At 76.3% G+C, this 15,140-nt stretch carries 11 protein-coding genes; 7 read left to right on the top strand and 4 right to left on the bottom strand.

The window, feature by feature from the left end:
* Positions 1-50: 50 nt before the first annotated feature.
* From C0216_RS20470 to C0216_RS20460, 3 genes are all read left to right on the top strand, one after another.
* Positions 51-1,556, top strand: a complete 1,506-nt coding sequence (locus C0216_RS20470; protein ID WP_246042640.1) for a hypothetical protein — start codon at positions 51-53, stop codon at positions 1,554-1,556.
* A gap of 154 nt (positions 1,557-1,710) precedes the next feature.
* A complete protein-coding gene (locus C0216_RS20465) occupies positions 1,711-2,610 on the top strand; it encodes a hypothetical protein (RefSeq protein ID WP_114056683.1) in 900 nt (299 codons plus the stop codon).
* A gap of 120 nt (positions 2,611-2,730) precedes the next feature.
* The gene (locus tag C0216_RS20460; protein ID WP_114056682.1) at positions 2,731-7,383 is read left to right on the top strand and encodes a hypothetical protein; all 4,653 of its coding nucleotides are present in this window, start codon (positions 2,731-2,733) and stop codon (positions 7,381-7,383) included.
* Positions 7,384-7,433: 50 nt separating this feature from the next.
* Here C0216_RS20460 and C0216_RS20455 read toward each other — a convergent pair whose 3' ends face one another.
* Positions 7,434-7,937 carry a hypothetical protein gene (locus tag C0216_RS20455; RefSeq protein ID WP_246042639.1) on the bottom strand — a complete coding sequence of 168 codons (504 nt, stop codon included), beginning with the start codon at positions 7,935-7,937 and terminating at the stop codon, positions 7,434-7,436.
* A gap of 400 nt (positions 7,938-8,337) precedes the next feature.
* Here C0216_RS20455 and C0216_RS20450 point away from each other — a divergent pair, with 400 nt between their 5' ends.
* From C0216_RS20450 to C0216_RS20435, 4 genes are read left to right on the top strand one after another with little or no spacing between them, the layout of a single operon-like run.
* Positions 8,338-11,127: a nitrate- and nitrite sensing domain-containing protein gene (locus C0216_RS20450; RefSeq protein ID WP_114056681.1), complete on the top strand. Its 2,790-nt coding sequence runs from the start codon at positions 8,338-8,340 to the stop codon at positions 11,125-11,127.
* Complete coding sequence (locus C0216_RS20445; protein ID WP_114056680.1) at positions 11,124-11,561, top strand: roadblock/LC7 domain-containing protein; 438 nt, start codon at positions 11,124-11,126, stop codon at positions 11,559-11,561. The genes C0216_RS20450 and C0216_RS20445 overlap by 4 nt, the downstream gene beginning before the upstream one ends.
* A gap of 11 nt (positions 11,562-11,572) precedes the next feature.
* On the top strand, positions 11,573-12,019 hold the full coding sequence (locus C0216_RS20440; RefSeq protein ID WP_246042638.1) for a DUF742 domain-containing protein: 447 nt from the start codon (positions 11,573-11,575) through the stop codon (positions 12,017-12,019).
* The gene (locus tag C0216_RS20435; protein ID WP_114056679.1) at positions 12,000-12,623 is read left to right on the top strand and encodes a GTP-binding protein; all 624 of its coding nucleotides are present in this window, start codon (positions 12,000-12,002) and stop codon (positions 12,621-12,623) included. Before C0216_RS20440 ends, C0216_RS20435 begins: the two co-directional genes overlap by 20 nt.
* A 148-nt stretch (positions 12,624-12,771) precedes the next feature.
* Here C0216_RS20435 and C0216_RS20430 read toward each other — a convergent pair whose 3' ends face one another.
* The 3 genes from C0216_RS20430 to C0216_RS20420 are packed head-to-tail and all read right to left on the bottom strand — an operon-like array spanning position 12,772 to position 15,116.
* Entirely contained in the window at positions 12,772-13,971 is a 1,200-nt protein-coding gene (locus tag C0216_RS20430; RefSeq protein WP_114058808.1) for a lipid-transfer protein, read from the bottom strand.
* On the bottom strand, positions 13,968-14,414 hold the full coding sequence (locus tag C0216_RS20425) for a Zn-ribbon domain-containing OB-fold protein (RefSeq protein ID WP_114056678.1): 447 nt from the start codon (positions 14,412-14,414) through the stop codon (positions 13,968-13,970). Before C0216_RS20425 ends, C0216_RS20430 begins: the two co-directional genes overlap by 4 nt.
* Before the next feature lie 36 nt (positions 14,415-14,450).
* On the bottom strand, positions 14,451-15,116 hold the full coding sequence (locus tag C0216_RS20420; RefSeq protein WP_246042637.1) for a M15 family metallopeptidase: 666 nt from the start codon (positions 15,114-15,116) through the stop codon (positions 14,451-14,453).
* Positions 15,117-15,140 lie beyond the last annotated feature (24 nt).

Here is a 15,140-nt window from a genome sequence, read left to right as displayed (position 1 = left end):
CGAACCATGCCGTTTGGGATGTTGTCCCTGCGAGCGCCTAATCTTTGTCCGTGACTCTCCCCGCCCCGGCGAAGACCCTTCCGTCCCCGGCGCCGGGCCCGGCCGCCGACGAGGGCCTGGCCCGGCGGCTGCGCGCGCTCGCCTGCACCGCCCCGCTCCACGACCTCGACGTCCGCAAGGCGAACCTCGCCGGCGAGTACGGCACGTACGCGATGGCGGAGGTCGCGCTCGCCGCGATCGACCTGGTCACGCTGCACATGGACTTCGACACCGGCGCCGACCACGAGCAGATAGTGGCCAGGCTGCTGCCGCGCGTCGCGGCCCAGGCCCCGGAGCGGCCGGCCGCGGAGCACGAGCGGGTGGCGCGCTGGGTCCTGGAGAACCTGGTCAACGTCGGCAGTGTCGACCGCGGCTTCCGCGCGATCTACGGCACGTTCGGCCCGGACGGCGCCTACGTACGGCGCGACTACGACTTCAAGCTGATCGAGGAAGTTCCCGGCTACGGGGGCGGGGTCTACCTGCGGACGACGGACGAGGCCGTCAACGTCCTGGTCGGCGCCCTCGACACCGACGTCACCAGCGCCCAGATCGCGGCCGAGGTGAAGCTGGAGGTCCTCGTCAGCCGCGGCCGGCTCGCGGACGCCCAGCTCGCCGCCGAGCAGGCCCGCTACCGCACCGTGCAGTACGCCGAGACGCTGCGCCGCACCCTGGAGGCGACGCGGCGCAACGTACGGGCGGTGGACTGGCTGCGGTCCGTGCCCGACATGATCGAGGAGGCCCTCGACCACGTCGCGGACCGCTACCGGCACGAGAACGCGATCCTGACCAACATCCGCAAGGCCCGCGACGAGGCCGAGGAGCCGGAGAACAAGCGGCGGGCCGCCGAACTCGTCGACATCGTCAAGGACTGCATCCGCCGCCACACCCAGCTGCAGTCCCGGCTGCTGGACGCCGGCCCGCTGTTCCGGGCGGAGCAGGACCGGCAGGCGTTCGCGGCACCCGCGCCGCGCTCCGGCATCGACCTGTACGGGCAGCTCGTGGCGCCGGTGCTGCCGCTGCCGGTCGCGGAGGCCAGGCGCGTCACCGACGCGTTCTTCGCGGCGGGCACGGGCCTGCGCACGCCGGTGTCCGTGCGCGTCGCGGACCTGGTGGAGCTGCTGCTGACGCCGCCCGTGGAGCGGGAGCACCTCGGCGCGGAGATGCCCGAGCCCGACCTGATCGCCACCCCGGACGACAGCCGCTTCAGCGAGGAGCAGCTCGCCGCCGCCACCGAGCTCCTGGACCTGCCGCACGACGCGCCGCGGCGCCTGTCGGGCCTGCTCGCGCAGGCGCGGCGCAGCGACCCGGAGCTGCCGTACCTGGTGGCGCTGCTCGCCGTCCACGCGGCGAGCCCGGCCGTCGGCACCGCCTACCGCCAGGGCGAGGAGCGGCTGCTGTTCGCGGTGGACGACGGCACGGAGCTGGACGACCCGGAGTTCGGCGGCGCCGACCTGATCGTCGGCACGGCCCTGCTGGACGCGGCCGCGATGACCGCCGACCGGACGGAGGCGCAGTGACGCCCCCGGCAGCCGCCGCCACCGCAGCCGGGGCGGACCCGTCCGCCGCTGCCGCGGCCGCGCCCGCCGGGGGCGGCCGGGCTCCGACGTACGCCGCCGCACCGGCGGCACCGCGCCCCCGCGCGACCACCGCACCCCAGGAGAGGCAGTACCCGTGAGCGACCACCACGCCGAGCACCCCGCGTGGAGCGAGGCCGACGCGCCGGCGGCGCCGGCCGCCCCGGCCGGCTCGCACGTCACCCCCGCGGACGCCGCCGACGCGGCCCGCCTCGTCGCGTTCGGCCTGCAGCCCAAGCTGCAGCCCGCCCGCGATGCCGAGTACGCCGACCTGCTGCGCCGCTACCGCGAGGACCCGGCCTTCGGCCGCCTCGCCGACGCCGTCGCCACCGGGCTCGGCCTGGTCGTCCTGGAGGTGTCCCCGCGCGCCGGCATGGCCGTCACCGCGGGGGAGGACTCCGTCTTCGCGGTCCGCATGGGCGACTACGCCCGCCGCACGGCCGCCGACTCCGGCGACCGGTTCCTGCACGGCCTGGCCCACCTCGCCGTCGCCGCGCTCGCCTTCCCCCGGCCCGAGGACCTCGCCGACGACGGATACGTCGGCCGGGTCACCGTCAACGGCGTCGACGCGTTCGTCCGGCAGGCCTGCCGCCGCCTGGAAGAGCGGGCCGAGGAGCTCGGCGAGAACACCGACCCGGCCTCCGACGCCCCCGGCCTGGAGGCCGCCTGGCGCGTCTACGCCCGCCGCAGCTCCACCGGCGCCACCAAGGACGCCCGCCGCCTCGCCGGATCCACCACCGGCATCGTCGGCAAGGCCGCCGCCTTCCTCACCGACTCCGGGTTCCTCCAGCGCACCGGCGACGACTCCGGCGGCACCTACCGCACCACCCCCCGCTACCAGCTCCAGGTCCGCGACATGGCGGGCACCGCGGCCATGGCCGAACTCCTGGAACTCGGCGTGGTCCCCGTCAGCGACGGCACCGCGAGCCTCCTCCCGCCGCCCGAGGGCGACGACCTGGAGCTCGCGCCCGACGCCGGACTGCCCTTCCACGGCTGAACCCCGGCCCGCACCCGGGCCGCGGGCCCGCGCCCGCCCCGGGCACGCGGCCCGCCCCGGCCCCGCCGACCTCCGTCCTCCCGTACCGCCACCCACGAGACACCACGAGAGCCCGCCGCCATGTACGAGCTGTCCCGGATCCGCCTCTACTCCATCGGGCCCGCCGGCGCACGCTACGCCGACACCGTGCTCGACCTGCGCGGAGTGGGCGAGCCGGTGCCCCACCCGGCGCCCGCCCAGGCGGAGTTCTTCGCGGACGAGCCCACCGGCCCGCCGCGCCGCCCCGCACCCGCCGGCGTGCTGTTCCTGGAGAACGGCGGCGGCAAGTCCGTCCTCCTCAAGCTGATCTTCTCGGTGATGCTGCCCGGCCACCGCAACACCCTCGGCGGCGCCAGCTCCGGCGTGCTGCGCAAGTTCCTGCTCGCCGACGACTGCGGGCACGTCGCCCTGGAGTGGCAGCACACCCAGACCGGCGAGTGCGTCGTCGTCGGCAAGGTCAGCGAATGGCGCGGCCGCCAGGTCTCCAACGACCCCCGCAAGTTCGCCGAGGCCTGGTACTCCTTCCGGCCCGGCCCCGGCCTCAGCCTGGACAACCTGCCGGTCGCCGAGGCCACCGCCGTCCGCCCGCCCGTCGAGGGGGCCTCCGGCGCGCAGGGCCGCCGCCGCACCATGAAGGGCTTCCGCGACGCCCTGACCGAGGCGGGCAAGGCGTACCCGCACCTGGAGGTGTACTTCGAGGAGATCCACGACCGCTGGAACGAGCACCTCACCGAGCTGGGCCTCGACCCGGAGCTCTTCCGCTACCAGCGCGAGATGAACGCCGACGAGGGCGAGGCCGCCGGACTGTTCGCGGTGAAGAAGGACTCCGACTTCACCGACCTGCTGCTGCGCGCCGTCACCGACACCCGCGACACCGACGGCCTCGCCGACCTCGTCCACGGCTTCGGCAACAAGCTCGGCCGGCGCGCCGAGCTGATGGCCGAACGGGACTTCACCGCCGGCTCCGTCGACCTCCTCGGGAAGATCGTCGAAGCAGCCGAGACCCGCTCCCGGCTCCGCGACGTCCACGCCGGCGCCGAGCGCCGCACCCGCACCCTCGCCCGCCGGCTCTCCGCGCGCGCCGCCGAGGAGCGGGCCCGCGCCGCCGACCTCGCCCAGCGGGTCACCGACGCCGCCCACGCCGTCACCGCTGCCGAGGCCGCCCGCGGCCGCAGCGCCGCCGTCTCCGCCGAACTCGCCTACCGGCACGCCTCGCTGGCCCTGGCCGTCGCCGAGAAGGCCGCCACCGCCCAGCGCCGCGAGCTGCTGGAGGCGCGCACCCTGCACGCCGCCTGGCAGGCCGCCGAGACCGTGCTCCGCCACCGGGCCGCGGCCGACCGCTCCGCCCGCGTCGCCGCCGCCATCCTGGAGGCCGAGCGGGACGCCGCTCCCGCCCTCGCCGCCCGCGCCTCCGCAGCCGCAGCCCTCGTCCGCGCCCTGCACACCGCCGCCGAAGAGGGCGAACGCACCGCCAACGAGGAGGAGGAGCGCTCCGCCGCACTCCAGGCCGCCGGAGAAGCCGCCCACCGCGACGCCACCGCCGCCGCCACCGCCGCGCAGCGGGCCCGCAGCGAGGCCGAGCACCTGCGGGCCCGCCTCGCCGAGGTCCGGCAGGAGACCGCCGAGGCCGTCCGCGCCGGCTGGCTCGACGACTCCGCCCCCGACGCCGACCCGGCCCGCGCAGCCCTGGCCGCCAGCGACGCCGAAGCCGCCGCCGTGGCCGCCTGGGACACAGCCCGCGAGGCCGCCCGCGCCGCCGCCGACACCGCCCGCGAGGCGGCCGCCGCGGAATCCCGCGCCGAACTCACCGCCGCCCGCGCCGCGGACGCCGCCGAAGCCGCCGAGGCCGCGCACCGCGCCGAGCGGCTCGCCGCGGCCTCCCTGGCCGCCGCGCCCCGCCTGGCCGCTCTCCTCGGCCTGCCGTCCGCGCCCGGACGGGCCCCCGTCCCCGGCCCCCGCTCCGGCGGCGACACCCCCGCCGGCGGATCCGCCCCGGCCGACCCCCCGGCGGGCGGGCTGACCGCGGAGGACCTCGACCGCACCGCCGAGGAGCTGCACTCCCTCCTCACCGACGCGGTCGCCTCCGCCGAACGCCAGCTGTTCGACCTGCGCACCGCCGCCGCCGACGACGCCCGCATCCTCGGCGCGCTGGGCGACGGCGGCCTGCTGCCCCCCGGCCCCGACGTCCTCGCGACCGTCGAGTACCTCGGCGAGCACGGCATCCCCGCCCTGCCCGGCTGGCGCTACCTCGCCCAGTCCGTCGACCCCGCCGACCACGCCGCGGTCCTCGCCGCCCGCCCCGAACTCGTCGACGGCGTCGTCATCACCGACCCCGACACCCACGCCCGCGCCCGCGAGGTCCTCGCCGGGGCCGCGCTGCTGCCCCGCTCCACCGTCGCCGTCGGCACCGCCGCCGCCCTCCTCGCCCCCGTCCCGGCGGCCGGGGACGACGCCGGAGTGTTCCTCGTCCCGCCGAACCCGGCCATGCACGACGAGCACGCCGCCGACGAGGAGCGCCGCGCGCTCCGCGACCGCGCCACCGCCCGCGACACCGAGATCCGCGAGCTCGCCGCCCGCCTCGCCGGGGACCGCGAGCTCGCCGCCCGCCTCGCCTCCTGGCGCACCGGCTGCCCGCCCGGCCGACTCGCCGAACTCGCCGGACAGGCCGCCGCCGCCCGCACCTTCGCCCAGGAGGCCGACGCCGAGCTCGCCGAGGCCCGCACCGCCCGGGCCGAGGCCGACGAGGCCAACGCCGACGCCGCCCGCGTCCGCGACGAACGCCAGGACGCCGCCCAGCGCGCCCGCCGCGCCGCCGACATCCTCGCCGGCCTCGCCTCCCGGCTGCGCGAGCGCGCCACCTGGCAGGTCCGCGTCCGCGAACTCGCCGACGACGCCGCCGAAGCCGAGGCCCGCGCGGAGATGTGTTTGGAGCGGGCCCGCGCCGCCGACGAGGACCGCCGCGCCGCCCAGCGCGCCGCCGACGACGCCCGGCGCACCGCCCGCGCCCTGCGCGCCGAGCGCGCCGAGATCGCCGGCGCCCCCGAGGCCCTGCCCGAGGACCCCGGCCAGGCGGCCCCGCAGCGCCCCCTGCCCGACCTCCGCGAGGCCTACCGGGCCGCCTCCCGGCTCTACGAGAAGGTCGGCGTCGGCGCCGACCTGCGGGCCGAGCAGGCCCGCGCCGAGTCCGACGAGAGCGCCGCCCTCGCCGAACTCGACCGGCTCACCAACAAGGTCCGCACCCGCGCCGCCCAGCTGCTCGAAGGCACCGACGGCGCCGACGGCCCCTCCCGGCAGGCGGCCGCCTCCCGCGCCGAATCCCTCGTCCAGATGCTGGAGGCACGCGCCTCCGCCGCCAGCGAGCAGCTCGGCCGGCTCCGCGGGGAGGCCGAGCGCCACGCCCCGGCCGACGGCGAGGCCCACACGGACCTCCCCGAGGAGATGGTCCCCGAGGACGTCGACCAGGCGCAGGCCATGCTGCGCAACGCGACCGCCCAGCTCGCCGCGCACGCCGCGGCCGTCGAGAGCGCCCGCGCCGCCCACGCCGACCTGCTGCGCGCCCACCGCACCGCCGAGGACGGCGCCGGAGGCTTCGACGAGACCGCTGCGATGCTGCGGGACCTGCTGCGCGACCACGCCCCGCAGGACGACGAGCAGGAGCCGGCGCCCCACCCGGGGACCCTGGAGGAGGCCCGGCAGTCCGCCGCCGAGGCCCGCCGCTCGCTGCGCGGCTGCGCCGCGGACCTCTCGGCCGCCGAGACCGCCGTCCGCGAGGCCGGCGACGTCCTCGTCCGGCACGCCAACGCCACCCGCTACGAGCAGGTGCGCACCCCCGCCCGGCAGCAGATCCGCGAACTGCCCGCCTCCGCCCTGCCCGAGCACGCGGCGGCCTGGGCTGCGGCCTTCGCACCCCGCCTGCGCGTCCTCACCGACGAGCTCGCCCAGCTGGAGCGCAACCGGGACAGCATCGTCGACCGGCTCCGCGGACTGGTCGAGTCCGCCCTGGCGACGCTGCGTTCCGCCCAGCGGCTCTCCCGGCTCCCCGAGGGCCTCGGCGAATGGTCGGGCCAGGAGTTCCTGCGGATCCGCTTCGAGGAGCCCGACCCGGCCACGCTCACCGAGCGGCTCGGCGAGGTCATCGACGACGCCACCCGCTCCGCGGTCAGGAAGAACGCCGCATTCGGCGAGGGCCGCCGCGACGGCATGTCCCTCCTCCTGCGCGGCGTCCAGGCGGCCCTGGAGCCCAAGGGCGTCTCGGTGGAGATCCTCAAGCCGGACGCGGTGCTGCGCGCGGAGCGGGTCCCCGTCGGCCAGATGGGCGACGTGTTCTCCGGCGGGCAGCTGCTGACCGCCGCCATCGCGCTCTACTGCACGATGGCGGCGCTCCGCAGCAACGACCGCGGCCGCGACAAGCACCGGCACGCCGGCACCCTGTTCCTCGACAACCCCATCGGGCGCGCCAACGCCACGTACCTGCTGGAGCTCCAGCGGGCCGTCTCGGACGCCCTCGGCGTCCAGCTCCTGTACACCACGGGGCTGTTCGACACCACGGCGCTGGCCGAGTTCCCGCTGGTCATCCGGCTGCGCAACGACGCCGACCTGAGGGCGGGCCTGAAGTACATCAGCGTCGAGGAGCACCTGCGGCCCGGCCTGCCGCAGCAGTCCGCGGAGGGCGAGGCGATCCACGGCGAGATCACCGCGACCCGCATGTTCCGCCGGTCGACCGCCGCCACCTGACCCGGCCCGGCCGGCCGCCGCACCCGTCGGCGGCCGGCGCGGGCAGCCGCCTACCCGGCTCCGCCGCGGGCGGATATGTGCTCCGCCCAGCCTGCCGGTCCGCCCGCGGCGGTCTGCCGGTTCCGGCCGGGCCGGCCGCGGCGGGCGGCGCGCTCCTCGCGGCGGGCCCGGCGCCTCTCGCGCCGCAGGCTCCGCGCGGTGCTGCTCGGCTCCGACACCACCCCGTACCGCTGGTTCCAGATCTGCCGCGTGATGATCACGTCCAGCACGCCCCACGTCGCCACCACGGTCCCGGCTATCGCGGCCACCACCATGGGCAGGGCCAGCCAGGACCCCGTGAGCGTCAGGAAGAACGCGATCGTCGCCGCGGTCAGCGTGACCGCCACGATCAGCACCGCCCGCACCGCCGACTCCCGCACCGGGTCCGGCAGCCGGCGCCGCCGGGCCGGCTCCTCCTGCCACAGCCCGCGCCGCGGCCCGCCGGCCGCACTGTCGCCCGCACCCGCCGGTGCGCGCACCGACGCTCCCGCGCCCGCGTCCTCGTACGTCCCCATGGCGCGCTCCCTCCCCTCGCACTGCCGGTGGTGTCTACCCTGCCCGCGCAGGGCCGGACGACGCACCCGGCGAAAACCCCTCGAACAGGTAGACGTGCACCGGCCCCGGGAGATTCCCGGATCGCGGACTTTCACCTGTACCGCCTTGCACGCCGGAACGAATACTTCCAGCCATCCGTGCCGCCCCGGGAACCGACCCCCCACCGAGTGGCATCTGCCGCATATCGGAACGCAGTTGCCCGGAGGTATCGGACAACTCGTGATCTTCGCCCGGGCGGCAGGCCGAAAACGTCCGGACACGCCTTCGAAGCCGTCGCGCAGCAGTAGTAGGCTCACGCCGTTTGAGTGACAGAACACCAATCCCCGCAAAGGGGGTTGAGCTGGGGAGGCTGGGGAGGCCATGCGCTTTCGCGGGAAGTCCATCCGCCGGAAGATCGTGGCGCTGCTGCTCGTGCCGCTCGTCTCCCTCACCGCCCTCTGGGGCTTCTCCACCGTCGTCACCGGCCGCCAGGCCCTGCAACTCCTCGACGTCGCCTACGTCATCGACAAGGTCGGCTACCCGATCGAGGACGTCGTCCGCGTCCTGCAGAAGGAGCGCCGCCAGACCCTTGTCGTCATCGGCGACCCCCGCGCCTCCGCCGCCACCGCCGAGCTCGCCAAGCGCCGCGCCGCCACCGACCGACTCGTCGACCGCATCGGCAGGAACGCCCGCGACCCCGAGGTCGTCGAAGAGCTCTCGCCGGCCGCCAACCAGCGCCTGACCTCCATCCTCGACGCCCTGAACGGCATCGGCACCCTGCGCCGCTCCGTCGACCAGAACACCCTGGACCCCAACCAGGCGCTGGAGATGTACAGCCGGCTCGTCGACCCCTGCTACGACTTCCTGATGAACCTCCACGCCCTGGAGAACGTGGAGATGGACAAGCAGGGCCGCGCCCTCGTCGGCATCACCCGCGCCCGCGAGACCCTCTCCCGCGAGGACGCCGTCATCGCCTCCGCACTCGCCGCGCGCAACGTCGATGCCGCCGACCTGCGCCAGGTCTCCGACCTCGCCGCGAACCGGCGCCTGCTGTACTCGTTCAACCTCGCCATCCTGCCCCCCGCCGAGCGGGACGTCTTCGAGACGTACTGGAACGGGCCCGACACCAAGCCCCTGCGCGACGCGGAGGAACGCTTCCTCTCCGGCGGCCCCGGCAAGAACCCCCGCAGCATCACCGCCGCCCAGTGGGACGACGCCGCCGGCAAGGTCCTCGACGACCTCGCCACCATGGGCACCGCCGCCGGCGACCGCTACCAGGAGCGCGTGGAGCCCGTCGCCGTCAGCGTCCTCGTCCAGGCCGCCGTCGCCGGCGTCCTCGGCTTCTTCGCGCTGCTCGCCTCCCTCTTCATGTCCGTCCGCATCGGCCGCGACCTGATCCGCGACCTCTCCCGGCTGCGCAAGGAGGCCCACGAGGTCTCCGGCGTCCGCCTCCCCGCCGTCATGCGCCGCCTCGCCGCCGGGGAGCACGTCGACGTCGAGACCGAGGCCCCCCGCCTGGAGTACGAGAAGGACGAGGTGGGCCAGGTCGGACTCGCCCTCAACACCCTCCAGCGCGCCGCCGTCGAGGCCGCCGTCAAGCAGGCCGAGCTCCGCAAGGGCGTCTCCGAGGTCTTCGTCAACCTCGCCCGCCGCAACCAGGTGCTGCTCCACCGCCAGCTCACCCTGCTCGACACCATGGAGCGGCGCACCGAGGACGCCGAGGAGCTCGCCGACCTCTTCCGCCTCGACCACATGACCACGCGCATGCGCCGCCACGCCGAGGGCCTCGTGATCCTCTCCGGCGCGGCCCCCTCCCGCCAGTGGCGCCGGCCCGTGCAGCTGATGGACGTCGTCCGCGCCGCCGTCGCCGAGGTCGAGGACTACGAGCGCATCGAGGTCCGCCGCCTGCCCCGCCTCGGCATCGCCGGCCCCGCCGTCGCCGACGTCACCCACCTCGTCGCCGAACTGCTGGAGAACGCCACCGTCTTCTCGCCGCCGCACACCGCCGTCCAGGTCCACGGCGAACGCGTCGCCAACGGCTTCACCCTGGAGATCCACGACCGCGGCCTCGGCATGAACCCCGAAGCACTCCTCGACGCCAACCTGCGCCTCGCCGAGACCCCCGAGTTCGAGCTCTCCGACACCGACCGCCTCGGCCTGTTCGTCGTCAGCCGCCTCGCCCGCCGCCACGACGTGAAGGTCGTCCTCCAGCCCAGCCCCTACGGCGGCACCACCGCCGTGGTGTTCCTGCCCGCAGCGCTGCTCACCGAGGCCCCCGACACCCCCGGCGGCGGACTGCGCCCCGGCGGCGCCAAGCACGACCGCCACGGCCGCCCCGCCGGCCCCGGCAAGCGGCCCGCGCACACCGGCCCGGCCGTGCAGCACGGAGCGGCCGGCCGGCCGCTGCCCGCCGCCGACCGGCGCCGCCCCGTCGAACTCGAAGCCCCCCTCGGCACGCTCGGCCTCGACGGCGCCGACGACACCGCCGCCCTCGACGAGCCCGCCGCGGGCATCGCCGGCCTCACCGGCGTCGGCGGCCGCCCCGCGATGGCGACCCTCGACGACGAGACGCCCCCGCACGGCACGCCCCGCAGCGGCCTGCTCGGCCTGCGCCCCGCCGACCGCCAGCACCCCGAGCGCCGGACGGCCCGCGACCGGGAACCGCTCGCCCCGACCGGCCCCGTCCGGCTGGACGGCCACCGCGCCGACCCGGTCCGCGGCCCCCGCCCCGAGGCCGCCCGCTCTTCGGGCCCCGTGCCGCTGCCGCGCCGCCGCCCCACGCCGACACTGGTGGCCGACCACGGCCGCCGGGTGGAGCCCCGCCCGGTCTCCCCGGTGCCACCCGCGCCGGACCGGCCGGAGCCGGAGCCGGAGCCGCGCGCGACGCAGCCGGAGCAGGCCGCCCCCGCCACGGGGCCCGGCGGACTGCCCCGGCGGGTCCGGCAGGCGAACCTCGCGCCGCAGCTGAGGTCCGCCCCCGCGCCCGCCCCCGCCCGGCCGGAGCCGGAGCCGCCGGCCGAGCGCGACGCCGAAGACGTACGCACCCGTATGTCCGCCCTCCAGCGAGGCTGGACGGCGGGCCGCAACACGCACGCACAGCAGTCCGAGACCGGGGCGGGCACCCGCGCCGGCCGCGGTCCCGCGAACGAGAACGAGGGGGACGGTCGATGACCGCACCGCAGACCGGCAACGACATCCGCAGCCGCGGTTCCGGCCAGCTCAACTGGCTGCTCGACGAACTCGTCGACCGGGTCGGCAGCATCCGCAAGGCGGTCGTCCTCTCCGGCGACGGCCTGCCCACCGGCAGCTCCAAGGACCTGACCCGGGAGGACAGCGAGCACCTGGCCGCCGTCGCCTCCGGCTTCCACAGCCTCGCCAAGGGCGTCGGCCGGCACTTCGACTCCGGCGGCGTCCGCCAGACCGTCGTCGAACTCGACGAGGCGTTCCTCTTCGTGATGGCCGCCGGCGACGGCAGCTGCCTGGCCGTGCTCTCGGACGCCGACTCGGACGTCGGGCAGGTCGCCTACGAGATGACCCTCATGGTCAAGCGCGTCGGCGACCACCTGGCGACCGCCCCGCGCTCCGGACTGCCAGCCGGAGGGTGAGTCGAGGCCGCATGAGCGATCCAGGCGCAGAGCACCAGGAGCACGCCGCCGGTGCGGACACCGCCCGGGCCCACGGCCCCGACGAGCCGCACTGGTTCGACGACGACGCAGGCCCGGTCGTACGCCCGTACGCGATGACCCGCGGCCGGACCAGCCACGCGGGCCGGCACCGGCTCGACCTGATCGCCCTGGTCGTCGCCGAGCCGGCGGCCGACGACCCGGTCTGGGAGCTGACCCTCTCCCCGGAGCACGCCCACATCCTCGGCCTCTGCCGGGAGCGCCCCCAGTCGGTCGCCGAGATCGCGGCCGAACTCGACCTGGCGGTCGGGGTGGTGCGCGTCCTCATCGGAGACCTGGCCGAGGAGGAACTGGTCCACGTGACCCGGCCGGTACCGCCGGCCGAACTGCCCGACGAATCCATTCTGCGTGAGGTGATCGATGGCCTTCGGGCGCTCTAGCCGCGGTGCGATGCACGCCGTCTCCCCGGTCGAGCCGCTGACCCTGAAGATCCTCGTCGCGGGCGGCTTCGGGGCGGGCAAGACCACCCTGGTCGGCGCGGTGAGCGAGATCAGGCCGCTGCGCACCGAGGAGTCGCTCTCCGAGCCGGGTGCGGGCATCGACGACACCGGGGGAGTGGAGGGCAAGAACACCACCACCGTTGCCATGGACTTCGGGCGGATCACCCTGCGCGAGGACCTGGTGCTGTACCTGTTCGGCACCCCGGGCCAGGACCGCTTCTGGTTCCTGTGGGACGAGCTGGCACAGGGCGCCCTGGGCGCCGTGGTCCTCGCCGACACCCGCCGGCTCGCCGACTGCTTCGCCGCGGTCGACTACTTCGAGCGGCGGGGGATCCCCTTCACCGTCGCGGTCAACTGCTTCGACGGGGCCGAACGCCACCCCGTGGTGCACGTCCGGGAGGCGCTGGACCTCGATCCGGGCGTGCCCGTGCTGCTGTGCGACGCCCGCGACCGGGAGTCCGTCAAGGACGTGCTGGTCGGGGTCGTCGAGCATGCCATGTCGACGGCCCGGGCCCGCCGCCGGAGCCTGACCGCCGGCACGTGAAGGCCGGAGCCGCCCGCCGGAGCGGCCCGCACCCCCGCCGACCGGGGTGCGGGCCGCGGCTTCCGCCGGGCAGGGGGGACGGTCCGGGACCGCGGGGCGCGTGTGAACCCGCTCCGCGGTCCCGTCAGGCATCCGCACACGCCCGGCCTCACCGCACGGCCACGATCGCCGACCCGTGCCCGAACAGCCCCTGGTTCACGGCGATCCCGACCCGCGCCCCCGGCACCTGGCGCGCGCCCGCCGCCCCGCGCAGCTGCCACGTCAGCTCGCACACCTGGGCGATGGCCTGCGCGGGAACGGCCTCCCCGAACGAGGCAAGCCCGCCGCTCGCGTTGACCGGCACCCGCCCGCCGAGCGCCGTGGCGCCCTTCCCCAGGAGCGCCGCGCCCTCGCCCGGGCCGCAGAGGCCGATGTCCTCGTACCACTCCAACTCCAGCGCGGTGGACAGGTCGTACACCTCGGCCAGCGAGAGCTCCTCCGGCCCGATCCCGGCCTCCTCGTACGCGGCCCGCGCGATCGACGCCCGGAACGGCACGGCGGCGCCCGCGGGGCCGGGCCCGGTGCCGCAGCCCGAGTCGGTCGCGATGTCCGGCAGGTCGAGGACCGTCCGCGGATACCGCGGCGTCACCGTCGACACCGCCCGGATCCGCACCGGGTCGGCCGCGCCCCGCGCCCGCGCGAACTCCATGCTGCCGAGCACCAGGGCCGCGCCCCCGTCTGAGGTGGCGCAGACGTCGAGCAGCCGCAGCGGGTCGGCGACCACGGGCGAGGCAGCCACCTCCCCGGCCGTGACCGCCTTCCGGTAGCGGGCCAGCGGGTTCAGCGCCCCGGCCGCCGCGTTCTTCACCTTCACCCGGGCGAAGTCCTCCGCCGTGTCCCCGTACACCGCCATCCGCCGGCGCGCGTACAGCCCGAAGTACGCCGGGTTCGTCGCGCCCAGCAGCCGGAACCGCAGCCAGTCCGGGTCGTCGTCCCGGTCCCCGCCCGCCGGGGCGAAGAACCCCTTGGGCGCCGCGTCCGCCCCCACGACCAGCACCGCGTCGGCCTGTCCGGCGAGGATCTGCGCCCGCGCCGCCGCGACGGCGTGCGCGCCGGACGCGCACGCCGCGTACACGCTGGCCACGCGCGCCCCCTGCCATCCGAGGGCCCGGGCGAACGCGGCGCCCGCCACATGGCCGGGGTATCCGCCGCGCACGGTGCCCGCGCCGACGACGGACTGCACGCCGCGCCACTCCAGCCCCGCGTCGGCGAGCGCGGCCCGCGCCGCGACCCGCCCGTACTCGACGAAACTCCGGCCCCACTTGCCCCACGGATGCATTCCCGCCCCGAGCACCGCCACGTCCGTCATGCCGGGCCCCCCACCGGCCGGAAGCACCAGGTGGTCCACACGGTGTCCGCGTCCTCGGCCAGCACCCCGCCCACCACCTCGACCTCCATGCCCACCTCCAGGTCGGCCGGACCCACCCCGGGCACGGCCTGCCCCAGCACGACCATCCCCTCCGCCTCCAGCTCCACGGCGAGGAGCGTGTACGGCTCCCAGGGCTCTCCCGGATCGGAGGGGTAGGGGGCGGGCGGCCGGTACCGCCCGTCGGTGTAGGACCACACCCGGCCGCGCCGCGACAGCGGCACCTCCTCCATGGCGCCGCCCCCCGCACAGTGCGGATTGCGGCAGTACGCGTCCTCCCGCGGGAAGAACACCGCCGCGCAGGCCGCACACCGCGTCCCGAGCAGCCGGAAGCCGCCCTCCTCGGTGAACCACCCCGGCACGGCCGGCTTCCGGGTCCGCTCCACAGCCCCTCCTTCTGACGGTCCGTCAGAAGTGTGGGTTCATCCGCGTACGGCGCGCAAGGCGACGGGGAAGTCGAACTGCTCCCGGAACGCCTCCGGCCGGTGCGTGAAGTGCCACCACTCCCCGGGCAGGTTCACGAACCCCTCCGCCTCCAGCACCCGCCGCAGCAGCCGCCGGTTCTCCCGCGCGGCACCGCCCACACGCGGATCGTCCGTGTGGGACAGCGGCCCGAACCAGTCGAACGGCGTGCCCATGTCCACCGGCCGCCGCTCGGGAAGCCGCACCAGCGTCACGTCCACCGTGCTCCCGCGGCTGTGCCCCGACCGCTCCGCGATGTACCCGAGCGCGACCAGCCGCGACTTGTCCACCTCCGGGTAGAACTCCGCCTTCGCCGCCTGGTCGCCGGCGTCCCGCGCCCACCGCACGAACCCGTCCACCGCCCGCTGCGGCCGGTAGCAGTCGTACACCAGCAGCGAGAACCCCTGCCGCCGCAGCACCCGCTGCGCCCGCCGCAGCGCCTCGGCCGCCGGCTTCGCGAGCAGGCACACCGGTTCCTCGTACCCCTCCGCCACCCGCCCCGTGAAGTTGCGCGCGGTCGCGTAGCGCATGTCCTGCCCGATGGTCGGATCCACGTCCGACAGCGCCGCGAACCCGCTCGGCGACGAACCCGCCAGCACCGCCAGACACCCCGCAACCACCGCCATCCGCATGCCCCCTGGCCTACCATC

It is taken from the genome of Streptomyces globosus (genome assembly GCF_003325375.1).
Lineage (GTDB): Bacteria > Actinomycetota > Actinomycetes > Streptomycetales > Streptomycetaceae > Streptomyces > Streptomyces globosus_A.
Note: the sequence above shows the minus strand (reverse complement) of the source record. Positions and strands in the feature narration are given on the sequence as shown.